The organism is Shewanella zhuhaiensis, from assembly GCF_022484835.1.
Taxonomy (GTDB): Bacteria; Pseudomonadota; Gammaproteobacteria; order Enterobacterales; family Shewanellaceae; genus Shewanella; species Shewanella khirikhana.
The window spans coordinates 41,046-64,730 of sequence record NZ_JAKUDL010000008.1 but is presented as its reverse complement, the minus strand read 5'-3'; the positions used below and the strand labels follow the sequence as shown (position 1 = coordinate 64,730).

The window sequence follows — 23,685 nt, the reverse complement described above, 5'->3', positions numbered from 1 at the left end:
CAATGATATCAATCGTCAGCTTTGATTACCTTGCTGATAGATGACCGCCTCTGGATGGGCTTCCTGCCAGTACTTTTGCAGCACTGGGTTATTCACATCATCCCGCGGGTTGGCGAGCGCCCAGGAGCCTTTCCAAATACCATCGGCGATAAGGTGTACCACAGCACTTTCAATGGCCGCCGCGACACACAGGCTCACCGGCTCGTTGGCGGTAAAGCCAGCTTCGGCTTCCAGCAGTTTTTGGGCATCAATAAATTTAAATACCCCGGCTGACATCTCCTTGGACAACACCGACTTGGTGGTGGTGACACTGGACAACAAGCGACCGGTACGAATATCCACCGCCCGCAGGTTTACTGTGACACTGTCTACCCGGTATTGCCCCGACGCACCTATGCCCAGATAGCGGGCACCGGCGCCGCCGGTACGAATGTTGGTGTCGTAGGCCACAATGCCACCTTCCATCAGGATCTGCGCGCTGGAAAGCTGCGGCAATCTGCTGCCATCACCGCCAAGGGAGGCGCGGACAATTTTGCGCTCGGTCAGCAAATTCTGCAGCCCTTCCCGCTCGACCGGAATAAACCACTTGGAGTCGTTCAGTGCCTTGGCCAGAAACGCTGTGCCACTTTGAGGGACGGCAGTGGAAAAGTTACTGGATGGAATAGGCTTGTACTGCCCGGTCTGATCGCGAAAATCATACACAGCAGCAAACATGGGACCCGCCGGTTCAGGCAGTCCCAAAAGGTCATAGTAGGAGGCGCCCCTTGGCATCAGACTGCTTGCCTGGGCCGTGGGAGCCGTGTCCAGCGACGCTGCACAGCCGCCCAATAGCAGCGCTGCGCTGCAAAGCATAGCTACACGTAGCATCAGCTGCCTCCTCCGAGGCCGCCAACCTCAATCACAGTAGTTTCACCGGTAGCCTTGTCGGTAATATGTACCAACAGCACGCCGTCTTCGTTTACCACCTGAATATTGAAGTCGTTGGTGCTCAGATAGCCTTCACCGCCATTGGCCGCATCGTTGAACAGCTGGCTCATCAGCCTGGCTTCCAAAGAACCGGCCAGTCGGTCCAATGCCGACGGCGGGGTGTAGCCTGAGCTCGCTTTGTGCTCGTTTTGTGCCGACGCATTGGCCAGCAGATACGAACCGTTAAGATAATTTCCGCCAAAGGCGGGGTTGACCGGGGTGTACACCAATTGTGTCGCCCCTGCGCTGGTGCATAAAAACAGCGCTGCCGTCAGCCATAGTTTCATTATGCATTCCCTGTCTAAAACTCATCGGCGGCCATGTCCGGATCCGCCATTGCCTGCCAAACGGCCTGTTGCTTTTGTTGCCGAAGCATTTCGTCTACCCGTTTTGCGGCCGCCATGGCCTGGGCATCGATTTGCCGACTGGCGGGAGAAACCACGGTCACATATACCGCTTTGCGGTTGTGCAGCACACTGATTTTGCTGCCACTGCGTGCCGTGGCTTGTTCCACCACTGTCAGTCCGGCATGTTCTCCCGTTCCACCAATGTCCCGCCAGGCACCCACAAACTCACGGTAGAATCTGTGGCCCATGCGGGTCATGGCCCGATTCAGAATTAGGCCATCAATCAAGTCGGCCTCATTCCGAGGTTTGGCATCGCTGGTTGCCTGCCCTTCGGCAGTCTGGGAAGGCAGAATCATGCCTTCATCAGATGCCAGGGCGACATTGCCAAACAGCAACGCCCCCAGCAGCCAAATTTTCACACATGAACCTCATGCAGGTGCGTCTGAGCCCAGGCAATCGCCTGACCACGACTGGACACACCTATCTTGCGAAATGCGCGATACAGGTGGGTCTTGATGGTGCTTTCACTGACAAACAACCGATTGGCAATGTCCAGATTGGTGCTGCCTGACAGCAGCGCCTGCAACACTTCGCGCTCACGAATGGTCAGCTTGTCGCTGTCTTCTTCGTAATCGTCGCCATTGGCGTTGCGAAGCAGTTGCGCTGGCAGTTGACTGCGGCCTTTGAGGATTTCTCCCAGGCCTTCACCAACTTCAGCCAAACTGGCGTCAAAGAAAAACACCCCTGCGGTTACAGAGGGGTTAATGAGAAAACGGGCATCGGTTTGACGGGGAAGTGGATAAATACCACCTTGATAGACGAATATTCCCTTTCGATGTGCTTTTGCAGCTGATACGCCTTCTGCAAATCCACAGATGCCAGATCCACGACTACCAGTGAAATCTGGCTGAGATGCAATTTATTGCTCATTTCCTCAGGTTCAGCCTTAGTCAATTTGACCAGGAATTCCTGAGGCCAACGGCAATCCAGCAAATCACCCAATAAATGTGAACGAGATACAACCATCCAATGAATAATCTTGAACATAACGCTCAACCTCCGTGTTAAATTTGGGTTAACCCGCACTGCTCCGCACTAATCTCCAAGCAGAACAAGCACAAGTTACACCAAATAAACGACAGTATCTACCCCTTCCAAAGCCATTTACCGTCAATTGTTCTGTCACAGCAAAAGGGTGCCGAAGCACCCTTTGTTCATGGAATCATCAGTTAGACGATGGAGTTCCCTGATTCACAATCGCTGTGTTGTTGGAACCCATGCTGGTGACATAAGCCTGGTTGCTGCTGTCATACTGGGTTACAGCCACAGTGTTGTAAGAACCGCCACGAACGTATACGTCAGCAATGTGGTTGTCGCCAACCTGCACTACGTCCAGGTCATTGTTCTGACCAACCCAGGACTCAACGGCTGCACTGTTGAATTCGCCAACCTGCATGATATCAACTGACGAATTTTCGTGCGCTGAATCGGCATAGGCCAGGTTGTCTTCACCGGTTTGCGTGATGGCCACAGTGTTACCGGCGCCGTAGGTACCGGCACCAATGTCCGCGCCATAGTAGTTTTCAGCCATTGGGCTGTTGGCAACACGGTTGCGGCTACCGTCCTGACTGATGCTGATGCTGCTGCCACCGCCGAACTGGGAGGCTGCACCGGCATAGTTATCAGTACCAGTTTGATTGATAGAGATAGTGTTATCGTGGCTGTTGGCAGCCTGACGTACCACGGCTTCGTTGTTGCTGCCTACCTGAGCCACGGTAGCAGAATCGTTGTCACCCAACTGAGATACAGTGGCCTTGTTTGCACCAGTACCGGTACCGGCGCTTTGAGTCACGTTGGCGAAGTTGCCGTCACCTTGTTGGTCTACTTCCGCCATGTTACCCATGTCGAATTGGTTTACTGAGGCGTTGTTGCCGATACCGTTCTGGGTCACGGTGGCAGAGTTGCCGCTGCTGTGCTGAGATACCGACGCCAGATTACCTGTACCATCCTGGTCAACAGAGGCAGTGTTGGCGCCATCGAACTGTGAAACAACCGCGTTGTTCGAAGTGCCGTTTTGGCTCACGCCAGCAGTGGCACCAACGCCATCCTGGGTGACCAGAGCTACGTTGCTGTCGCCAATCTGGCCAACAGTTGCGCTATTGCTTTCGGCGTTCTGGGTGACAATCGCTTGGTTGCTGTTGCCGTCCTGGTCAACAGAAGCGGTGTTGTGCATGGCATTTTGGTTGATAGTACCTTGGTTGCCAACGCCATTTTGAGTGAGGGATGCAGAAGTATCGTCACTGCCGGCACTGTGGCCAAAATTACCGGTATCCTGGTTGATACGACCGATGTTGCCTTCGCCAGATTGAGTCAGCGCAGCAGTTGCTGCGTCTGAGGTATCCTGAGAAATCAAAGCATCATTACCGGCGCCAATGTTTTGGGTGATAGTAGCGTCAGCATTATCAGACCAGAAGTTGTTGATTTCAGCTGTGTCACCACTACCATTTTGGTCGATGGTTGACTGAGCCGCATCGGCGTTGTTTTGAGTGATAGTGGCGTTATTGTCATCACCGTTCTGGGTAACCAGGGCTGCAGCAGACTGCTGGTTATTCAGCTTCTGGGTGATGGTGGCGGTGTTATTGTCACCTTCGGTCGCGATAGTGGCTGTGGCGGTAGCAGTGGCATCGCTCTGGTTGATGAAACCAGCGTTGCCATTACCCACCTGAGTGGTGGAGGCGGTGGTGCTTGAAGTACGGGCCTGAGTGGTTACAGCGTTGTTGCTGTCACCAGTCTGGCTGATCCCGGCATTGTTCTGGTTGCTTTGATCCACCTGGGTCACCAGCGCGTTGTTGGCGCTACCGGACTGGTTTACATTGGCAACGTTTTCAGAGCTGGCTGCCATTGCTGAGCCAGCAACCAGAGTTGCGGCAACAAGCAGAGCGATTTTGGACTTTTTCATCGGTTCATTCCTTTCCATGGTGTGGGTTAGTGACCCTGAGTCACAACTGTGTGTTGTCCCTGACCCCATTGAGTCACACTTACTGCGTGTCCGGACCCGTACTGCTGGATCCAAATTGAATTGTCACTGCCGGTCTGATTGATGATGGCCTGATTGTTTTGGCCGTACTGATCCACATCAAGCAGATGTCCAAGCCCCTGTTGGGTGGCCTCAATCCGGTTCATGCTCCCGGCTTGCAGCAAACTGGCCTCAAGATACTGGCCCTGCTGCAACAGACTTATTTCGTTGCCCTGCCCCAGCTGCTGAATATTGGCCTCGCTGCCGAAGCCGTCTTGCAGCAGGGTCAATTGGTTGGCCTGACCTAGCTGACTGGCGTTCACCGTCAGGAAATCCCCCAGCTGCATCACATTGGCCTGATTGGCCCCGAGCGCCAGTTCGTCAATCTCGCTGATATCCTGCCCGGCCTGTGATTGACCAGGGAGGGCAGCCAGTGCCCATCCGAGGGCGATTGCGATTAATCCTTTGTTCATCATCTTTGACACCGTCAAACTGTTGACGCTAATTATGCTGAGGCTTTTATCGCATAGCGTCCCCTACTGGTATTAATAACCCCCCCCCGGATCAGGCTAATTTATGGCGCCAACCCCCACTTTAGGATTAGGAAGATTGCCAATCGCTTAAGACGAATGAAGCTAATTTCATTTAATAAAGCCCCCAAAGGGGCATAAAATGAGTCCGGGAATTCAAGATGGGGAAATCTAAATGACACCTGAAATCAAAACCTTGAGGGAGTATCGGGTCTGGCCGCTACCGGTACGGCTATTTCACTGGGTAAACCTGCTGTTGGTGCTGACCCTGAGTTTTCTGGGATTAGTCATGCTGTTCAAGCCAGAGCTTGGGATCAGCGGCACCGATGCCAAGGTGGGCCTCAAAACCGCTCACGTGGTGGTAGGCTATCTGTTTGTCGCCAATCTGGCGCTACGGCTTATTTATGGCTTAATCAGCCGTGGCTACGGCAGCCTTGGGCATATGCTGCCGGGGCCATCAAGCATCAAGGCGCTGACGGAATATAAAGCGCGAACCAAACGCGGTGAAAAGCCTGAGTATCTGGGGCACAACCCCAAAGGCAAGTTGGCGGTTGGCGCCATGGTACTGCTGATGCTGGTGATTGGGGTAACCGGGTTGTACCGTGCCGGAACCGATATCTACTACCCGCCTTTTGGCAGCAGTATCCAGGCCCAGATAGTCAAAGAAGGCGCCGATCCCGCCGCCATCAAACCCTACGATGAAACCTATGTCGATAAGGCCAAGGCGGATGCCATCAAGCCGATGAAATCACTGGCGGGCAAGACCCATGTGTATGCGGTATATCTGCTGTGGCTGTTTGCCGTTATCCATATTGCTGCGGTGATCTATACCGACTGTCGCCGTCAGCCGGGGCTGATTTCCGCGATGTTCTCCGGTAACAAGTACCTGAGCGAGTCCCCCGTCGATGGGAATAATAAGCCCTAAACCACCAACAGCATCAGCAATAGCAAAATCAGCCAAAACTGAGCCAGACAGAGCCGGCGGTAAAACAGCGCCGGCTCACGCCGGATGAGCAGTGGCTCTTGGCTTGTGTCTGCGCTGGGGCGGCTGAGCGCCAACACAAATTCATGGCTGTCGGCAAAGCGTTTGCCTGGTTCGATGGACAGCGCCCGCTCCAATGCCCCGTCCACCCAGGATGGCAGCGCCGGACTCAGGCTGCGGGCGCTGACATACTTAAGCGCCCCGTAGTCACGGGCATCGTTGCACTGGGCCAGTCTGCCGCCAAAGGGCATCGCGCCGGTAAACAGCTCAAAAGCCAATGCCGCCAGCGAAAACAGATCTGACTTCACCGTAGCCTGACCATAAAGCACCAGCTCAGGCGCCGAGTATTCGGCGGTGCCGAGGGGCAACTCCGGCATTATCGGACTGTGAATTTCCGACAGCCCGCGCACCAGCACACTGCCAAAGTCGATAAGCTTGACCCGACCATCAGGGCACACCAGCACATTGTCGGGTTTTAAGTCCCTGTGCACCATGTCCTTGCGATGACATGCCCTTAGCCCCTGCTCTATCCTGCCAAGCAGCGTGAGCTTTTCCTCAAACCCCGGCCGCTTCGCCTTGACCCAATCGGCGAGCGTGATGCCATCGCACCATTCGCTGAGATGATACAGCGCCGTCTTGGGCCGGTTCGGCTGCACGTGCTCAAGCACCGCCGGATGCTTGATGCGCGCACCTATCCAGCTCTCCATCAAAAAGCGCTCAATGTAAGCGGCATCGTCGCAAAAGTTAAGTGACGGGGTCTTCATGGCGTATTGAACGCCAGTTTCGCTATCACGCACCTGATACAACTGGCTGCGGCGGCTCTCGTGCACAATGCGCAGCACCTTCAAACCATCCAGTGTCTGCCCCGGCAACAGCGGCGGCGGAAACGGCAGTCCGGACAATTGACTGATGAGAGACTCGGGCGTTTGCTCCGGCAGGGGGCCAACGCTTAGCGCAAGACAACTGAGATTATCCTCGCTGCCGGCACGCTCGGCCTCGGCCACCAGCCGTTGACTCAGGGCATCCAGCCAGCCCTCGGGCGGGTAGCCCTGAGCCTGCGTTTCAGCCTCACGCTGCATATCAAGAGATAGCTCACACAGCTGCCGTTCGCAGAGGCTGCCATGAATGCCGTCGGTGAGCAGCAAAAACAGATCCCCCTCCTCCAGCGCGAAGCGTTGGAAGTCCAGCTCGAGATTGGCCTCCAGCCCCAGAGCACGGGTCAGAAAATGGCCACCGCTATGGCGATTCCCCACGCAGTGATCCCGGGTCAGGCGCTCAAGCACTCTGCCCCGGAGGCGATACAGGCGTGCATCCCCCACATGAAACAGATAGCCGAAGCGGGACTTGAGCACCAAAGCCGTAAAAGTACAGACAAAGCCCTTGCCCGCGTCCCGATAGTCGCGCCCCCGCCCCAGTAACCAGTGATTGATGGCCCCAATCACCTTCTGGGCGGCCGTGTCCACCCCCCAGGTCTGCGGCGTACTGTAATAGTCGCTTAAAAAGGAGGTGACCGCCGTTCTTGCCGCCTCGCCGCCCCCTTCGGCGGCGCTGACTCCATCGGCAATCACGGCGGCAATACCCTTGGTGGCCTCAAGCCCCCGTGGCGGCAACCTCAGCCCCAGCGCATCCTCGTTACGTGCTTTCTTGCCCGCACAGGAATATGCCCCAGCCATAATCTTGGGGGCGCTGCCAAGGGGCAACCTGCCCCTGTCGACCAATTCCATGCTCTGTCCTCAGCCCACACTGATAAGCGTCACCTTGCCATCGGCGTCCACTTCGGCCATATGGCCCTTGGGCTCGGCCATAAACGTGAGGCAAATCAAGCCAAAGAGTGCGCTCGCAGCAATGGCATAAAAGAAGGCTTCTACCGACACAATGGAATACAGGGTCAGGAAAAATACCGCCCCCACATTGCCATAGGCACCGGTCATGCCCGCAATCTGCCCGGTCAGGCGCCTTTTAATCAGCGGCACGGCAGCAAATACCGCGCCCTCTCCGGCCTGTACAAAGAAGGAGCAGGCCATTACAGCAACCACGGCCAGCGCCAGCGGCCAGCCGCTGTTTATCTGCGCCAGGGTGAAGTAACCCACAGCCAGACCGGCGGTGAGGATAAGCAGCACCGACTTACGGCCGAAACGGTCCGACAGCAGGCCACCGCCGGGGCGCGACATCAGGTTCATAAAGGCATAACTGGAGGCCACCATGCCCGCCTCGGCCAGCCCCAAACTAAAGGTCTCGGTAAAAAACAGCGGCAGCATGGATACCACGGCAAGCTCAGAGCCAAAGGTTGAAAAATACAGCACATTGAGCACAGCCACCTGCTTGAAGGAGTAGCGCTCAAACTCGGGCACCGCCTCGCTGAAAAGCTTGCGATTGACCCTGAAGGTGAGCGCCAGGTCCACTATCAGTACAGTGAGCAAAAATGCCACACAGAGATTGACGCTGAAGTCACCCAAGAGGCCCACACCGCTTGGCGATAGCTTCCAACACAGTAGCAGCAAGGTTGCATACATCGGCAGTTTCATGATGCACAGCAGCAGCAAGTCGCCCTTACTGCTCACCTCCATGGCACCGGACTGCTTGGGCTTAAAATAGGTCGAGCCCTTGGGGGTGTCCCGCACCCCGAGGTAAAACGCCAGCGCCGCTGCAAGACAGAGCACGCCTGACAGCCCCACTGCATACCGCCAGCCATCGTCGCCGCCAACCCAGAGCGCCAACAGCGGCAAACAAAAGGCGGCTGCCGCCGAGCCAAAGTTGCCCCAGCCGCCGTAGATCCCCTCGGCGGTGCCAAGCTCCCGCGCCGGAAACCACTCACCGATAATGCGAATACCCACCACAAAGCCTGCGCCGATAAAACCCAGCAAAAAGCGCGCTGCGGCAAGCTCGGCAAAATCATCGGCCAGAGCAAAGGCGAAACAGGGTAAGCTGCAAAAAAGCAGCAGCGCCGTGTAGACCCGCCTTGGCCCATACGCATCTGTGACCATGCCTATGATCACCCGCGCCGGAATGGTAAGCGCCACGTTGAGAATAAGCAGGGTTTTGACTTCTTCCTTGCTAAGCCCCAGGCTTGTGGCGATAGGGCCGAGCAGTGGCGCCGCGTTGAACCAGACCACAAAGGTCACGAAAAACGCAATCCAGCTTAAATGCAGCACCCGCATCCGGCCTCGGAAACTGAAGAGATTGAATTTACTGTCCATTTATACCTCCCCGGCGAGCCAAACGGCGCCATGTTCATGCTTGATAGCAAGGGGCTCGGCCTTGAGGCCGGGCTCTTCAAGGCACTCACCGCTAAGCAGATGAAAGTGCTGCTTGTAAAGCGGCGAGCACACATAGAGCTCTCCATCAAGCTCACATAACTGCCCCCGGGCCAGCAGGCTCACCCCTGAGCCCGGCTCACGGTTATCCAGGGCAAACAGGCCCCGCTCTCCCAGATTGAAAATCGCCACCGGGCGGGTGCCGAGCCAGGCGGCAATCCCGGCATTGTGCGGCAAAGATGCCAACGAACAAATCTGTGTCCAACTCATGACAGCTCCTTGATTTCAATGCGTAATGCTTCACTCATTTCGCCCGCAAGCGGCGGCATCTTCTGTCCCCTCACCCGGCGATACGGCAGTTGAGTCAGCTCGGCGGGAGTGGGGTTCACGAACTCCACAAAGCGACTGCCGAGGGCTGGCTCCTCAATGGCGGCCTTCCACTCGCAGCGATAGCTGTCCACCACCCGCTGCATCCGTGCTTTGAGCTCATCCCCCAGACCCAGGCTGTCGTTAAGCACCACCTCACGCAGGTAGTCGACACCGCCATCGAGGGACTCGAGCCACACCGAGGTGCGCTGCAAGCGATTGGCAGTGGCGGCGTAAAACATCAGGATTTTGTCGATGCAATCGAAAAGGGCTTCAGAGGAGAGATCCGAGGCAAACAGGTCGGCATGGCGCGGCTTCATGCCGCCGTTGCCCCCAACGTAGAGGTTCCAGCCGTTTTCGGTGGCGATAACGCCGATATCCTTGCTCTGGGCCTCGGCACATTCGCGGGCACAGCCAGACACCGCCAGCTTGAGTTTGTGGGGCGAGCGCAGCCCCTTGTATCTGTGCTCAAGCTCAATCGCCATGGACACCGAGTCCTGTACCCCATAGCGGCACCAGGTGCTGCCAACACAGGACTTAACAGTGCGCAGCGACTTACCGTAGGCATGGCCGGTCTCAAAACCCGCATCCACCAAGCGGCGCCAGATAGCGGGCAGTTCATCGAGGCGGGCACCGAAGAGATCGATACGCTGTCCACCGGTGATCTTGGTGTAAAGGTCAAAGTCCCGTGCCACCTCACCCAGTACAATGAGCTTTTCAGGGGTGATTTCACCGCCCGCGATGCGTGGCACCACCGAGTAACTGCCATCCTTTTGCAGGTTGCCGAGGAAGGCATCATTGGTGTCCTGCAGCCGCGCTCTCTCGTCCCCGAGTACATGGTCGTTATGCAGGGTGGCAAAGATGGAGGCCGCCACCGGCTGGCAGATGGCGCAGCCCAGGGCAGTCCCTGAGGCCTTAGTGCCAGTATCAGCACTCCCTTCACTGCCATGGCGGCTGAGTAAGGTGGCAAAGTCGCGGATATCTTCCACGGCGCAGAGGTGATACAGCGCCTGACGGCTGTGGCTGAAGTGGGGGCAGAGGCACTTATCCCGGACCTTACCCGCCTCGGCCAGAGCTGTATCTATTATCTTCTGTACCTCTGGACCACAGCCGCCGCAGCCACTGGCGGCCTTGGTGCAGCGCTTGATATCACCGAGGGTCTCGCAGCCCTCGTTAACCGCCGTCACAATGCCGCTTTTTTTCACCTGATGACAGGAGCACACCAGCGCATCCTTCTTGGCCGCGATGTCGGCACCGCTTGGCTCACCCAGCATCAAAGATGCGGGGCTGCCTTCAATGTCGGTCCCTTCAAGATATTGGCCCAAGAGGGTGCCATAATCGCTGGCATCCCCCACCAGCAGCGCCCCGGTAACCCGGGTACCCGCCTCATCGAGCCACAGTTTTTTGTATACCCCGGCGACGGCATCATTGAACTCCACAAAGGGCGAGTCGTCGTTGCCACGGCTATTGCCCACTGCGCCCACGTCGATGCCAAGCAGCTTGAGCTTGGTGCTCATGTCGGCGCCAGTGAAGGGTGCGGGCAGCGGTTGTGAGGAAGCGTGACTTAAGTGCCGAAGGGTATCGGCGGCGATACGGGCCATCTGGTACCCGGGTGCCACCAGGCCGAAAATCTTATCCTGCCAACTGGCACACTCGCCAATGGCAAATACCCCCGGCGCCGAGGTCTGCATCAGATCATCCACCGCAAAGCCGCCGCGCGCCCCTTTGGCTATGCCCGCAGCCGTGGCCAGCTCGTCGTGGGGGCGAATACCGGCCGAAAACACCAGCATGTCGGTCTCGAGCATATCGCCCTCGGCAAAGGTCAGCCTAAGCTCGGCGCTCTCGCCATCTTCGATGATGCGGGTGGCCTTTGAGGTGTGTACAGACACCCCCAGCGCCTCAATTTTTTGCTTTAAAAGCTCGCCTGCGGCGCTATCGAGCTGTACCGGCATCAGCTGGGGGGCGAATTCCACCACATGGGTCTTAAGCCCCAGACTCTTAAGTGCATTGGCCGCTTCAAGCCCCAACAAACCGCCACCAATCACTACCCCGCTGCGGGCGTTTTTGGCCGCAGCCTCGATGGCAAGCAGGTCGTCTGTGGTGCGGTACACCAGGCACTGGGGCTTGTCAGCGCCCGCGATGGGGGGCACAAAACCAAAGGAGCCGGTGGCAAGCACCAGATAGTCATAAGTGACACTGCTGCCATCGCTGAGGCCGAGCGTTCTGGCCACCGGGTCAAGCGCCAGCACCCGGGTGCCGAGCTTAAGCTCCACACCCCACTTGCGGTAAGCCTCAACAGAGCTTAAAGACAGGTCATCCAGCGGCTTGCCCTGAAAATAAGACGACAGCTGCACCCTGTCATAGGCAATGCTGGCTTCGGCGCCAATGACCACCAGTTCCCATTGGGTCTGCCAACCCTGCTCACAGACATACTCGACAAAGTGGTGACCCACCATGCCGTTACCCACTACCACGACCCTGGGTTTACGATTGGACATTAGACCTCCAGAAAACAAAAAAGCGCCCACTCCCAACTGGAGTGTGGCGCCTTTGCCAATTCAATCAGAAATCAGGTGGGGCGGCGAAGCGCCCCTGTTTGACAGCCTGTTGCCCCCTGGGGAGCCCTAGCAGTAATTCACAGCCTGTGCCAACTTTTATCTTTCTGTTTTATTTAAATATTTAAAATAAAGCCATGGGTGCATGCCCCTAAAGCTGCGCCATTATCGGGCAGCTGCACTCCTTTGGCGCAGCAGCTCTTGGGCAAGCTGCACCATGGGTTTGCCGGTTTGCATCGAGTAGCGGCGAACAAGACCCACCGCCTCCGCCTCAGCGGCGCCAGCCGCCATCAGTTCTCTGCAAAGGGTTGCCACGGCGCCCGAGCCTTTAACCAGGCTTTCGCCCTCAGCGCCGTCGCCATAGGCGAGCCTTAAGGCTTCATCCGCCGTGCGCGCCCGCTTGCCAAGCAGGTAGGCGGCCGCTAATGATGCGCGCACACTGGCGCCCTGCAGGCTATCATCGAAGGCACCGGGCAACTCGGCGGCCGCCAGGCGTCTATGGGCCAGCATATCGTCACCAAGCGCCGTCAGGGTCGCCTGGGTGCCTTCGGGGGCGCAGGCAGACAAGTGCCAGCGAGGCTGCAAGGGGTCTAGGTCGCTGGCGGCTTGCGCCAATGGCTCTATGCACCAAAGCGGCGTATCCACCCGGGGGTTGGGTTCAGTCTCCCCCTGAAAACCACGAAACAGCAATTGCCGACAGTCCACCGCCGTCTCGTTGGCGATAAGCCCCATCACCCTGGCGTAATGCCCCTCAAGCTTGGGATGAAAAAACGCCCGCATCCCCATGGGCGCGTCAAGGGGGTTGATAAACTTGAGTGCCTGGGTGATAAGGCTGCGGATCCCAAGCTGTTGATGAAGCGCCTTAAGCCTTGGCCACTGTGGCAGTATGGCGCCCAAGGGCAGATAGCAGCTCTTTCTCTCCCGTAAAAAGTAGCGCGCCTCGGCTATGGAGCTCGCCTTTGGGATCCCCACCTGCGCCAGCATCTGACCCACATGGCAGCGGCGGCTGGGCACGTCAGTTTCACTGTCGCCGTGCAGCAGCACAGGTATGCCTTCACGCTCCAGCCGCTTTACCCCATACAGCAGCCAGGGGAACTGGCCACGCTTACCGGCATAGCAGGGCCAGTCGAAAAAGTCCGGCATCCCATCCACCCAACCGCCAAGGCCTGGTTCGGGCTGCCCGGCGTCAATCAGATCCCGCAGCGCCAGCGCCATACCGGCGACCTCGGCGCAGCTCTCGCCGCGGCTTCGCATCACCATCAGCGCCGCGCCAAGGGACACATCAGGCACCCAGCTATCACTCCAGCCCAGCAGCAACGACCGGCTCTCAATCAGGGTGAGACTTCTTGCCCGCTTGGGGCCACAGGCTACGGCTCTAAGCAGGGTTTTGGCGCAAGTTGCTGCCTCATCTTGTGGCTCGCGCCCCTTAGCGGATGTCAATTCAGCCATAGACCACCTCCGCAGCGCAGGCATCAACGCCATTTAGCAGCTCAGCCCTTAATTGGTTGAGCTCTTCGCCCAAAGCGCACACCTCCCCTACCAACATCAGGCAGGGGCCTTCTCCTTTCAAAGTGGAGGCCGCAGTACTTAAGTCTTTCAGGGGGCAAAATTTAAGCTGCTGGGACGGCCTGCCGCCATCGCGCACCAGGGCGCAGGGCAATGCCGGTGAGGCGCCGGCAAGCTGCAGACTGGCCGAGATGAGCCCGGCCTGATTGGCCCCCATGTAAAACACCAGGGTGTTGCCCTGTGCCAACAGTTGCTGCCAGTGTCTGCTGCCTTCGCCGCCGATTTGCTGACCACCCATCTGCTGACCAGTCACGAAACTCACTGAACGGGCAAGCCCCCTGTGGGTAAGCGGGATCATGGCCGCCGCGCCGCAGCCAAGCGCCGCACTGACACCCGGTAGCCAGCGGCAATCTATGCCCCGCTTGAGTAAAAAAGCGGCCTCTTCCGCGCCCCGGCCAAACACCCCGGGATCGCCGCCCTTAAGCCGCAGCACCCGCAGCCCACGCTGCGCCTGCTCCTGCAGGCACAGATTGATGTCGTCCTGATGGCTGCTGTCCCCGCCAGCCCGCTTGCCCATAGGGATGCGCTTAGCAGCCCGATTGGCGAGCGCCAGTATTGACTCATCCACCAGGGCATCGAATACCAGCACATCGCAGCGGCGCAGGCAGGCCAGCACTTCCAGTGTCAGGCTACCCATGCCGCCAAAACCGGCCCCCGCCAGCACCACTGAGCCGGGGGCAAAGTCCGCCGCCAGCGAGTCAATCATTGAGTCGAACTCAGCCATGTGTCAGCTCTCCGGTTAAAGTAAATTCTGATGAAAGGGTAACAAGCTCGCCGACACAGCTGCCGCAGCCGCTGCCACAACCCGTGCTCTCTCGCACCCACAGCGCTCGGTCCATCCCTTCAGGACAAGTGGCCAGCGACGCTTTTATCGCTTTTTGGCTGACGCCCTTACACAGGCAGACCAGTGGGCTGTCACCGGCAACCAGCAGCGCCTCAATCTCGTCGATAAGCCGCGGGGTCAGTTCACGGCCGATAAGGTTGGCAAAGGCCTGATGATTGAGGGACAGTGGCGAGTCACTGGCAAGGGCAAATCCAGTTACAGTGCCCAAAGAAGCCCAAAGCTGCGCCAGCACCTTTTGCTCTCCTAGTCGCCGCTGCCAGCGAAGCTTGCCAGCAGGCACTGGGGTCACTCCCTCAGAAAAATAACTAAGCTCGGCAACCCCTGAGTCGATGCACAGCCGCTGACGCCGGAGCATGGATTGCTCTGGTGGCGGCACTGCGCCATAGGCATATTGCCGCCAGAGAGAGCCGACAGGCTTAAGCAGCACCGGCTGACTTTTAAAGGCGGGCTGGCGGGAGATGGGATCAATCAGAGCGCTGGTAAGAGCATTGACGCCAGAGCCAAATTCATTGCCCGTCCAGTGCATGGACATAAAGGGTTGCCCGCTCTGCAGGCCATCGTCACACATTACCGGCAGCAACAGCTCCGCCGCCCCTTCCTCGGCAGATTGACCACGAAGGGAAACCAGCTGCCCTTCGGCGAGACCAAGACGGACCAGATCAGCACTGCACAAATAGAGACAGGGCTCCCATTCCTGCCGACAGAGCGCCGGCACATGGCCGGTGCGGGTACGGGTATGCCACTGATCGCGGCTGCGGCCCGAGTTCAGCCGCATCCACACGCCTTCAGCATCGGGCAGCTTGTCAGGAGCAATATGAGTTGTGGCTGGGGCCACAAATCTGGCTCTGCCATCCTTAAAGGCGAAGCGGCCATCGGCAAACAGCCTGCGGGAAGATAACTGATGTGGATGACGTTCATGGACGAAGGGCCAGCGCACCGGTGTGAGGGTATCGAAGGCTTCATCGCTAAGACTGGCAAGCCTGGAAATATCAAAGTGCTTTTCGGGAAAGGCCCACGTCACTTCACCGGAGAGGGCCGCGTGTTCACGGAAAATCGCTGCGGCAGAAGCAAACTCAAATCCGGGGTAACCCATGGCGTTGGCGAGCTCACACACAGCCTGCCAGTCGGCTTTGGCCTCACCTTTACCCGCCATAAAGGCGCGCTGGCGACTGATGGTGCGCTCGGAGTTGGTAACTGTGCCGGATTTTTCGGACCAGCCCAGGGCGGGCAGGAGCAAATCAGCATGTTTTGCTGTGTCGGTGTCGGCCGAGATATCCGACACAACCACGAAGGGACAGGTCTTGAGCGCCCGCTCCACCAATGCCCTGTCCGGCAGCGACACCAGAGGGTTGGTGGCCATTATCCACACCGCTTTTATCCTGCAATCGGCCATGGCACTGAAAAGCTCGGTAGCAGTGAGTCCGGCCGCCTTTGGCGGCAGGCTTTGGGGCCAGAAGTGAGCCAAAAGCTCCCGCTCTTTATCGCCAAAGCCCATATGGCAGGCGAGCTGAGTCGCCAGCGCTCCCACTTCCCGACCGCCCATGGCATTGGGCTGACCGGTAAGAGAAAAGGGGCCACAGCCGGGCTTGCCTATCTGACCGAGCAGCAGATGGCAATTGATAATGGCATTGATGGTATCCGTGCCCCTGACTTGCTGGTTAACCCCCTGACAAAAGGCGGTGACCACCTTACCGCTGGCATAAAGAGCAAGGAGCCGCTCGAAGGCCTCGTGCACAAGCCCTATGGTTGCCAAAGCCTGCTGAGTGTCGGGATACGCCTGAGCGAGACAGTCAATCAGCGCATCCAGTCCCTGGGTATGGGCACCGACAAAACCCTCATCCACCACTTGGCGCCCGTGCAGCGCCATTGTCAAAAGCGAGTAGAGCGCCAGATCTGAGCTTGGTGCCAGCGCAAGGTGCCAATCGGCCTGAGCAGCGGTGGCCGTTTTTCGTGGGTCTATCACCACGATGCGGGTGCCGCGCTCTTCCCTTGCCCGCAGCAGCCGTTGAAACAGTACAGGATGGGTCCAGGCGGCATTACTGCCCACCAGCACCACAGTATCGGCAAGCTCCAGATCCTGATAATCACAGGGCACCAGATCTTCACCAAAGGCGCGCTGATGGGCACTCACCGCAGATGACATGCACAGCCGTGAATTGGTATCCACATTGGCCGTGCCCCAGAAACCCTTGGCGAGCTTATTGGCCACATAATAGTCTTCTGTCAGCAGTTGCCCCGACAGATACAGGGCCACCGCATCCGGGCCGTGCTCGGCGAGGGTCTCAGCGAAGGTTTTGGCCATCAGGGCGATGGCATCATCCCAGCCGATACGCTCGCCCCCAAGGCGCGGATACCTTAAGGCCGATGGCAGCGGCAGGCTTTCGAGCAAGCGCTCCCCTTTTTGGCAAAGGCGCCCCAAATTGGCACTGTGGTGGCGGTCACCGGTTAACGAACTTCCATCTGCTGCCACAGTCACGCCGCAGCCAACCCCGCAATAGGCACAGCTTGTATTGACTTCTCCCACCGCCCTCTCCTGCTTAGTTCGCGTTTACAGATCACAGGCAAGGGAGAGGCCAAGAGTTATCTTGTTGATTTTATTTGACTACAAGGGAGTGGATTTTTGATGGGGCGCTACAAGGGTGCAAAGGCTGCACCCTTATGGGTCAAAGTGGCAAGACCTTAACGGGCGGCAGTCTTCAGCATCTGTAGCTTGGCATTGTATCGGTTCAGGTCTTCTTTCTGGGATGCCAGCTTCAGTGCCTGCCTGAGCGCCGCTTTTGCCGCTTCCTCGTCGCCAAGGCCGTGGTAGACCCTGGCAATATCAAACCAGGCGGGATGGAAATACTCGGTTGAGCGCAAAAACTTGTTCAGATAGCGCTTGGCATCCGCCAACTCCCCTCGCCCCAATGCTTCCCGGCCAAGCACATAAAAGTCAAAGCCACGATACTCATCCACGGCATCCATTTTGGTTTTAAGCTCCCTGGCAAGCTCAGTCTTGCCCTCATACAACGCCAGCGTGCGATAGTTGGCCATCAAATTAATATTGTCCGGCGCGAGTGCAAGCCCATAGCGATACAGCGCCTCGGCGCTGACCGCATCGCCACTGCGCCTGTGCACTATCGCCGCCAGATTCAGCAGCGGCAGATAGCCTGAGTCCCACTTGAGCCCTTCGCGGGCAAGCCAATATGCCGAGGGCAAATCGCCTTTAATCAGCGCATCGGAGGCGAGGTTGCGGTAGAACATGGCAATGAAGGTATCATTCTCGAGCACAGCGCCGAAAAGGTTGTTGTTGGAGGGAAAGTAATCCACGGCCAGGAGCCGATAGCCACTGAAAAAGGGGCTGAGTCTCTCAGTATTGGCGGGCGCATCGTACAGCAGGGTACGCACATGGTCAGACAGCACTACCAAATCGTCCGCCGCATCCAGCAGCACCGGTGAGGCGTGTACCAACTGAAACTGGGTCGGCACCTCGAGCTCTTTGGCCACCGCCAGCGTCACCAGCGCCAGACTCATGCAATTCCCGCCAAGCTGCGCTAATGCCGTGGCCGCACCGAGATTTTTACCTTCATAACTAAAGTCGGCGAGCTTGCTCGACAGGAACCGCTCGACCTGCCTGTAGGGCGGTAACAGGGCAATTTCAGGGCGCTGCACATAGGCTGCAAGCTCGCGTTTCTGCGGCTCGGTGAGGCTGATAAAGGTGTCTGGCGATGGCACAGCGATGGGGCTGAACAGGGCTTCATTGATGGGCGGTGGCGGCTTCACCTGAGATGTTGGCGCCTGGGCACAGGCACTGACCAATACTACTGAGACCACAGCTGTTATCAGCCGTGTTGCGGCTTTCACTGTAGATTGCATCCTGCTTGCCATGAACAGCATTTCCCGCTCTCCTGCGCTCAAATCAATGTTTCACAGTAGCCCAGCAGGTTAATTTAACGCAATAAAAAACGCCGACACTGGGCCGGCGTTTTATCAGCTAACTCGTGCCAGCTGTTACTTCTTCAGCACTGTATCTGAAGTGCGGCCATCGTCGTGGCAGGCATCACAGGTAGGCTTCTGGCCTACGTTGTTGTCGTGTGGCGCGTGGCAGTCGGCGCAAACCAGGTTGCCATCGTGCGGCTTGTGAACATCGTCCATTTCAGCCAGGGTGCCGTGGCAGCTTTGGCACTGTTCAAATTCGTAGGCGCCATCAGCAGAAGGTGATTCGTCCTGGTGACAAGAGTCACAGCCGCCGTTTTCTACGTGGAATTCGGCCAGAGTCTGATCACCGGCAAAAGCCGCTGGGGTCATGGCAAGGGCCGCGAATGCGGCACCGAAGATGGCGCTCAAGAGTGTTTTATTCACTATGGTATCCTCCAAAAGAGACGGCAATGTGGGAATTCTTTTTGCTCCCATCGGCCATCTGAGTCTTAGCACGACGTTCTCAATAGTAATCGTTGCGGCCATCTTGGCCCGATTTCAACTTGGGCCCAGTTTAACAATTCAGCATTTAACAAAATGTGCGCTGAATCATGTAACCGACTGCGCGAAATGGACTTTTACACTATCACAACACAGCGTTCCGCCTACTTAACATAACGGAAAAACCCGTTTCGTCAAATGAGACAAAACGCTGATAACAAAAAAGAGGCCCGCAGGCCTCTTTTTCAATCAATAACGCAATCAGTTTGCTTTCAGTGCTGCAATACGCTTTTCCAGCGGAGGGTGGCTCATCAGCAGCTCGGTCAGCGAGCGCTTGCCGCTGATCCCGAAGGCAGCCATTTGCGCAGGCATAGCACCGGTTTCTGGGCCATTACGCAGACGCTCAAGGGCAGCCACCATCTTGGCACGACCGGCAAGCTTGGCACCGCCTTCGTCAGCGCGGTACTCACGAATGCGCGAGAAGTACATCACCACGACCGACGCCAGAATACCGAACAGGATTTCCAGCACCACCACCACAGCTATGTAGGCCAGCGTGCCCAGACCTTCACCGTCCTCATCGCTGGAGAGGAAGTTATTAATCACACCAGCCACAGCGCGGGCGGCGAAAATCACGAAGGTGTTCACCACGCCCTGAATAAGGGTCAGGGTTACCATGTCGCCGTTGGCGACGTGGCTTACTTCGTGGGCCAGCACCCCTTCCACTTCATCCTGGGTCATGCCATACAGCAGACCCGTGCTCACGGCCACCAGCGAGTTGTTCTTGCTTGGACCGGTGGCGAAGGCATTCATTTCCTGGGAATTGTAGATAGCCACTTCTGGCATCTTGATCCCGGCCTGCTGCGCCTGACGGGCAACAGTGTCCAGCAGCCATTTTTCGGTAGCGTCACGTGGTGTGGTGATAACCTCACAACCCATGGACTTTTTCGCCATCCACTTGGAGATGGCCAGCGAGAACAGTGAGCCCCCGAAGCCCAGCAGTGCAGCAAACACCAGCAGACCGCCCATGGTTTGGGTATTTACACCCAGCAGCGACATCACTATCGACGCAACTACCACTACGGCAAGGTTGGTCAACAGAAATAGAAGTACGCGTTTCATTTCAGCTCCTTTATCGGGCACGTCGCCCATTCACACTCACAAGGGACATAATATGTCCTGATTATCATTTTTCAAGGGAGGCAAGATTAAAAAGATAATATCCCTTGTGTTTTACATCTTGGCGGCAGTCTATTTGGGCTTTCTTAAGCCAAACTTAAGATTGCCCCCTGCCAACACAGACGCCATTTTTGACCCGCTGATTAGGTGTTTATCACCATGAATCTTTGTTAACATTGCCACAAACAGCCCAAGCGGCAACAAAGATAATAACCACACCATAATAACGACCTCGCAGATCAGGACGACCCATGACCATCAATGCCCTGCTCCTCAGCGCCTCCCGCGTTGGCGACACCCCTTATCTTGAACATACCCTGCCCTTTATTGCGCCTCTGACTCAGGACGCCCGCAACTGGGTATTTATCCCCTACGCCGGGATCAGCCTGGGCTACGATGCCTACCTTGAAAAAGTGCGCGAAGGGCTTAAGCCGCTGAATATCAACATCAGTGGCATCCATGAACACGCCGATCCCCGTCAGGCCATCCGCGACGCCGATGGTATCTTTGTTGGCGGTGGCAATACCTTCCACCTGCTGCACGAGCTGTATCGTTACGATCTGCTGTTTGTCATCCGCGAGCAGGTTGAAGCAGGCAAACCTTATGTAGGCTGGTCGGCTGGATCCAACATCGCCGGTTTGTCCATCCGCACCACCAACGACATGCCCATTATTGAGCCGCCATCCTTTACTGCGCTGGGCCTGGTGCCGTTCCAGTTAAACCCTCACTACAGCGATTACCAGGCGCCGGGCCACAACGGTGAAACCCGTGCCCAACGACTGCTGGAGTTCACGGTAGTTGACCCGCTGACGCCAATCGTCGGTATTCAGGAAGGCAGCGCACTGCATCGTCAGGGCGACAAGCTGAGCCTGCTGGGTGACAAAGAAGCCTACTTCTTTAAAGGCAGCGTCCAAAAAGAGCCTATCGCCATTGGTGCTGACTTAAGCCACCTGCTGTGACCCTTTCTGCCAGCTTATTCGGTGTTTTGCTGCTAAGCCCATCACCGCGGATGTAAGCCGCAGCTGGCAAATCAAACACCGAGCAGCACGCACTAAAAAGGTCGCCCCAAGGCGACCTTTTTGTTTTTGTCTTTGGTTTGGGCTTGGGCTTGGGCTTTCACTGCACCAGTGGCGTTAAATCCAAAAAGGCAGCGGCTTCCAGCGGCGATGCACTGGGAATATACGGCACAGTGCCAAGGCAGGGAGATGTCATCAGCTCTTTCAAAGTGTCCAGATTATCCTCAAAGTGCGCCATATTGGGGTCAACCCGATTGGCAACCCAGCCTGCCAACCGCAAACCATCGGCCAGAATCGCTTCCTGGGTCAGCAGCGCATGATTAAGGCACCCAAGTTTCATTCCCACCACTAAAATCACCGGTAAGTCCAGCGCCTTGACCAGCTCCGGCATAAACCGGCCCTCGCCCAATGGCAAACGCCAACCGCCAGCCCCTTCTATCAGGCAAAAATCGCTGCGGGCGATACTGGTCCAGTCCAGCTTGGCCATAATGGCCTCGGGGCTGATTTCCACACCCGCTTCACGGGCTGCAATGTGCGGTGCTATGGCAGGTTCAAAGGCGATGGGATTCACCCTGTCGTAGTCAAACTCACGGCTGGCGTGGGCCATCAAGAGCTCTGCATCACTGTTTCTAAGCCCGTCTTCGGTCCGCCTGCAACCGGAGGCAATGGGTTTTACCCCGAGGGTTGAGTGACACCCAGGCAGCTTTTGCGCCGCCACCAGCATGGCCGCCGACACCAGTGTCTTGCCGCAATCAGTATCCGTGCCGGTCACAAAATGGATCATGAGCTCTCCTGTTGTCGTCTGGCCACCACATAAAGGATTTGATAACTGAGGGGTAATCCTGAGTCGGTGCGAAGTGCTTCAGCCGCCTCAAGCCGCGCCAGCCAGTCTTGTCGTCCACGAAGCTTAGCAGCCTGACCGGCGTCCTGCCGCGCATTGGCGCCCACCCCTTTGATGGAATAAATCAGCGAGCGCAAATCGGCAAAATGCACCGTCTCAGTAGTAATTTCAGTGTGAAGCAGCTGCCAGTGTTCGGCCTTAAATGCAGACAGAGCGGCGAGTGCATCAATAAAGTGATTCACTGAAAACCCCAGCTGCTCAAGCTCAGGCAAGGAGCCGTCGCACACCACTGCTATCGCCGCCTCACCGCCGGGCCTCAGTACCCTGGCCGCTTCATCGATAGCCTGAGCAAAGGGCTGGCACCACTGCAGCGCAAGGTTGGAATACAGGCTGTCAAAGCTTGCGCTTAAAAATGGCAACTGTCTGGCATCACCGCATACGGCATCCGTTTGTGGAAAGCGGCTTTTAAGGCGCTCACACATGCCAAAGGCCAAATCGACGCCAATCACCCGGCTGATTGCAGGTGTATCAAACGCCGTGCCCGGGCCTGCGCCCAAGTCCAGCACTCTTCCACTCTGGGCCCCCCAGGATTTAAGCCGCGCGGCCGTGCGCCGCTGCAGCACATCGTGGCGGCTGTATTCGGCGGCGCGGGAAAAGTGACCTGCCACATCACAAGTCTTGTCGGCAATCTGGCCCGCCATCATTTACCAGCCCCTGCGCCGCACTCAGCGGCGAGGATTTGCACCAGCGCCGCTATCTGCCCGGCGTTGTGACTCGCACTCAGGGTGATCCTGAGCCTTGGCGCCGGCACTGTGGGCGGACGGATAGCGCCGACCAAAAATCCGGCATCACGCAGCCGCAAACCAAGCGCCAAGCACTCGGCATTGGAAGATACCGGCAGCAATTGGATTGGGCTTGATGATGGCAGCAGCGCCAGGCCCGCAGCCTCACTGAGGCGCTTAAAACCGGCAATATTCTCAAGCAATCTGGCATGCATATCGCCGCCCGCGATAATCGCAATTGCGGCGGTTGCCACGTGGGCCAATGCTGGCGACAACGCAGTGGAATAAATGTAATGGCGCGCCCTCGCCACCAGGGAGTCGATCAGTTCAGCACTGCCCAAAATGGCAGCCCCCTGACACCCCATGGCCTTACCAAAGGTAACGATTTGCAGCGCGGGCCGAACACCCGGCAGCCGACTGGCACCCATGGCGCCCTCACCTGTCACGCCAAAGCCGTGGGCATCATCGACAATCAACAGACTCTGGTGTGCATCGCACAATTCGGATAACTCGCCAAGCGGCGCAAGGTCCCCATCCATGCTGAAAATGCTTTCGGTAAGCAGCGCCGTGCCTGGATTTTGCGAAAGTAATCTTTCGGCGGCGCGGGTATCGCAGTGGGGATAACGGCGCAGTCTGGCTCCGGATTGCAGCGCGCCATCTATCATGGACGCATGGATAAGCTTGTCAGCAATCAGGGTATCTTCTGCGGTAAAAAGCGCGTTGGACAGCGCCAGATTGGCGGCAAAACCGGAGCAAAAAAGCAGCGCTGCTTCATGCCCCGTGGCCTGGCACAGTGTGGCCTCGAGGATTTGGTGGGCCTTGTGGTAACCGCTCACCAGCGGTGAAGCGCGGCTACCTACACCGTAAAGACGCGCGCCTTCGCTGAGGGCATCGGCGAGACGTGGGTCCCGCGCCAGCCCAAGATAGTCGTTGGAGGCAAAGTCGCAAAGCCCTTCATCGAGCACCCGCCTTTCGCGCCACAGGCCATCGGTTTTGGCCTTGTCGCGCGATACTTGCAGACGGGCAAGCAGCTGATTCATGGC

General features: G+C 57.4%; 20 protein-coding genes and 1 pseudogene. 2 read left to right on the top strand and 19 right to left on the bottom strand.

The window, feature by feature from the left end; translation table 11 throughout:
- Positions 1-15 precede the first annotated feature (15 nt).
- The 6 genes and pseudogenes from MJ923_RS17960 to MJ923_RS17935 form a co-directional block, all read right to left on the bottom strand.
- Entirely contained in the window at positions 16-867 is an 852-nt protein-coding gene (locus tag MJ923_RS17960; RefSeq protein WP_218567776.1) for a CsgG/HfaB family protein, read from the bottom strand.
- The gene (locus MJ923_RS17955) at positions 867-1,253 is read right to left on the bottom strand and encodes a curli assembly protein CsgF (RefSeq protein ID WP_126166605.1); all 387 of its coding nucleotides are present in this window, start codon (positions 1,251-1,253) and stop codon (positions 867-869) included. Before MJ923_RS17955 ends, MJ923_RS17960 begins: the two co-directional genes overlap by 1 nt.
- Before the next feature lie 14 nt (positions 1,254-1,267).
- The gene (locus MJ923_RS17950) at positions 1,268-1,732 is read right to left on the bottom strand and encodes a curli production assembly/transport protein CsgE (protein ID WP_240592268.1); all 465 of its coding nucleotides are present in this window, start codon (positions 1,730-1,732) and stop codon (positions 1,268-1,270) included.
- Positions 1,729-2,360 (bottom strand): annotated as a pseudogene (locus MJ923_RS17945) (LuxR C-terminal-related transcriptional regulator). The gene MJ923_RS17950 and the pseudogene MJ923_RS17945 overlap by 4 nt, the downstream one beginning before the upstream one ends.
- A 178-nt stretch (positions 2,361-2,538) precedes the next feature.
- Positions 2,539-4,272: a curlin gene (locus MJ923_RS17940; protein ID WP_240592267.1), complete on the bottom strand. Its 1,734-nt coding sequence runs from the start codon at positions 4,270-4,272 to the stop codon at positions 2,539-2,541.
- A 26-nt stretch (positions 4,273-4,298) separates the two neighbouring features.
- Positions 4,299-4,805 (bottom strand): curlin, encoded by a 507-nt coding sequence (locus MJ923_RS17935; protein WP_240592266.1) that lies wholly within the window; start codon positions 4,803-4,805, stop codon positions 4,299-4,301.
- A gap of 229 nt (positions 4,806-5,034) precedes the next feature.
- Between MJ923_RS17935 and MJ923_RS17930 the strand changes: the two genes are divergently transcribed.
- Positions 5,035-5,784 carry a cytochrome b/b6 domain-containing protein gene (locus MJ923_RS17930; protein WP_240592265.1) on the top strand — a complete coding sequence of 250 codons (750 nt, stop codon included), beginning with the start codon at positions 5,035-5,037 and terminating at the stop codon, positions 5,782-5,784.
- Here the strand turns inward: MJ923_RS17930 and MJ923_RS17925 are convergent.
- From MJ923_RS17925 to htpX, 10 genes are all read right to left on the bottom strand, one after another.
- The gene (locus MJ923_RS17925; RefSeq protein ID WP_240592264.1) at positions 5,781-7,565 is read right to left on the bottom strand and encodes a bifunctional protein-serine/threonine kinase/phosphatase; all 1,785 of its coding nucleotides are present in this window, start codon (positions 7,563-7,565) and stop codon (positions 5,781-5,783) included. The genes MJ923_RS17930 and MJ923_RS17925 overlap by 4 nt on opposite strands.
- Before the next feature lie 9 nt (positions 7,566-7,574).
- Positions 7,575-9,038, bottom strand: coding sequence for a NarK family nitrate/nitrite MFS transporter (locus tag MJ923_RS17920; protein ID WP_240592263.1), 1,464 nt, complete (start codon positions 9,036-9,038; stop codon positions 7,575-7,577).
- Positions 9,039-9,365, bottom strand: coding sequence for a nitrite reductase small subunit NirD (gene nirD, locus MJ923_RS17915; protein ID WP_240592262.1), 327 nt, complete (start codon positions 9,363-9,365; stop codon positions 9,039-9,041).
- Positions 9,362-11,959: a nitrite reductase large subunit NirB gene (gene nirB, locus MJ923_RS17910; RefSeq protein WP_240592261.1), complete on the bottom strand. Its 2,598-nt coding sequence runs from the start codon at positions 11,957-11,959 to the stop codon at positions 9,362-9,364. The genes nirD and nirB overlap by 4 nt, the downstream gene beginning before the upstream one ends.
- A gap of 222 nt (positions 11,960-12,181) precedes the next feature.
- Entirely contained in the window at positions 12,182-13,465 is a 1,284-nt protein-coding gene (locus MJ923_RS17905) for a hypothetical protein (protein ID WP_240592260.1), read from the bottom strand.
- Entirely contained in the window at positions 13,458-14,306 is an 849-nt protein-coding gene (gene cobA, locus MJ923_RS17900; protein ID WP_240592259.1) for a uroporphyrinogen-III C-methyltransferase, read from the bottom strand. Before cobA ends, MJ923_RS17905 begins: the two co-directional genes overlap by 8 nt.
- The gene (locus MJ923_RS17895; RefSeq protein ID WP_240592258.1) at positions 14,299-16,950 is read right to left on the bottom strand and encodes a nitrate reductase; all 2,652 of its coding nucleotides are present in this window, start codon (positions 16,948-16,950) and stop codon (positions 14,299-14,301) included. Before MJ923_RS17895 ends, cobA begins: the two co-directional genes overlap by 8 nt.
- Before the next feature lie 155 nt (positions 16,951-17,105).
- A complete protein-coding gene (locus MJ923_RS20855) occupies positions 17,106-18,269 on the bottom strand; it encodes a tetratricopeptide repeat protein (protein WP_240592257.1) in 1,164 nt (387 codons plus the stop codon).
- A gap of 147 nt (positions 18,270-18,416) precedes the next feature.
- Positions 18,417-18,767, bottom strand: coding sequence for a tetraheme c-type cytochrome CctA (gene cctA / locus MJ923_RS17885; RefSeq protein WP_126166599.1), 351 nt, complete (start codon positions 18,765-18,767; stop codon positions 18,417-18,419).
- Between the two features lie 318 nt (positions 18,768-19,085).
- Positions 19,086-19,946, bottom strand: a complete 861-nt coding sequence (htpX, locus tag MJ923_RS17880; protein WP_240592256.1) for a protease HtpX — start codon at positions 19,944-19,946, stop codon at positions 19,086-19,088.
- Positions 19,947-20,254: 308 nt separating this feature from the next.
- On the opposite strand from htpX, the gene pepE reads away from it, so the two are divergent.
- A complete protein-coding gene (gene pepE, locus MJ923_RS17875) occupies positions 20,255-20,962 on the top strand; it encodes a dipeptidase PepE (RefSeq protein ID WP_126166597.1) in 708 nt (235 codons plus the stop codon).
- A 157-nt stretch (positions 20,963-21,119) separates the two neighbouring features.
- Here the strand turns inward: pepE and bioD are convergent, their stop codons facing one another.
- From bioD to MJ923_RS17860, 3 genes are read right to left on the bottom strand one after another with little or no spacing between them, the layout of a single operon-like run.
- Entirely contained in the window at positions 21,120-21,800 is a 681-nt protein-coding gene (gene bioD / locus MJ923_RS17870; protein WP_240592347.1) for a dethiobiotin synthase, read from the bottom strand.
- Entirely contained in the window at positions 21,800-22,564 is a 765-nt protein-coding gene (locus tag MJ923_RS17865) for a methyltransferase domain-containing protein (RefSeq protein WP_240592255.1), read from the bottom strand. Before MJ923_RS17865 ends, bioD begins: the two co-directional genes overlap by 1 nt.
- The gene (locus MJ923_RS17860; protein ID WP_240592254.1) at positions 22,561-23,682 is read right to left on the bottom strand and encodes an aminotransferase class I/II-fold pyridoxal phosphate-dependent enzyme; all 1,122 of its coding nucleotides are present in this window, start codon (positions 23,680-23,682) and stop codon (positions 22,561-22,563) included. Before MJ923_RS17860 ends, MJ923_RS17865 begins: the two co-directional genes overlap by 4 nt.
- Positions 23,683-23,685: the final 3 nt, after the last annotated feature.

Coding starts and splice junctions, on each gene's coding strand:
- MJ923_RS17960 (WP_218567776.1), bottom strand. CDS start 867: ATGCTACGTGTAGCTATGCTTTGCAGCGCAGCGCTGCTATTGGGCGGC.
- MJ923_RS17905 (WP_240592260.1), bottom strand. CDS start 13,465: ATGGCTGAATTGACATCCGCTAAGGGGCGCGAGCCACAAGATGAGGCA.
- MJ923_RS17865 (WP_240592255.1), bottom strand. CDS start 22,564: ATGATGGCGGGCCAGATTGCCGACAAGACTTGTGATGTGGCAGGTCAC.
- MJ923_RS17940 (WP_240592267.1), bottom strand. CDS start 4,272: ATGAAAAAGTCCAAAATCGCTCTGCTTGTTGCCGCAACTCTGGTTGCT.
- MJ923_RS17860 (WP_240592254.1), bottom strand. CDS start 23,682: ATGAATCAGCTGCTTGCCCGTCTGCAAGTATCGCGCGACAAGGCCAAA.
- MJ923_RS17955 (WP_126166605.1), bottom strand. CDS start 1,253: ATGAAACTATGGCTGACGGCAGCGCTGTTTTTATGCACCAGCGCAGGG.
- pepE (WP_126166597.1), top strand. CDS start 20,255: ATGACCATCAATGCCCTGCTCCTCAGCGCCTCCCGCGTTGGCGACACC.
- MJ923_RS17920 (WP_240592263.1), bottom strand. CDS start 9,038: ATGGACAGTAAATTCAATCTCTTCAGTTTCCGAGGCCGGATGCGGGTG.
- nirB (WP_240592261.1), bottom strand. CDS start 11,959: ATGTCCAATCGTAAACCCAGGGTCGTGGTAGTGGGTAACGGCATGGTG.
- MJ923_RS17925 (WP_240592264.1), bottom strand. CDS start 7,565: ATGGAATTGGTCGACAGGGGCAGGTTGCCCCTTGGCAGCGCCCCCAAG.
- MJ923_RS17930 (WP_240592265.1), top strand. CDS start 5,035: ATGACACCTGAAATCAAAACCTTGAGGGAGTATCGGGTCTGGCCGCTA.
- cobA (WP_240592259.1), bottom strand. CDS start 14,306: ATGGCTGAGTTCGACTCAATGATTGACTCGCTGGCGGCGGACTTTGCC.
- htpX (WP_240592256.1), bottom strand. CDS start 19,946: ATGAAACGCGTACTTCTATTTCTGTTGACCAACCTTGCCGTAGTGGTA.
- nirD (WP_240592262.1), bottom strand. CDS start 9,365: ATGAGTTGGACACAGATTTGTTCGTTGGCATCTTTGCCGCACAATGCC.
- MJ923_RS17935 (WP_240592266.1), bottom strand. CDS start 4,805: ATGATGAACAAAGGATTAATCGCAATCGCCCTCGGATGGGCACTGGCT.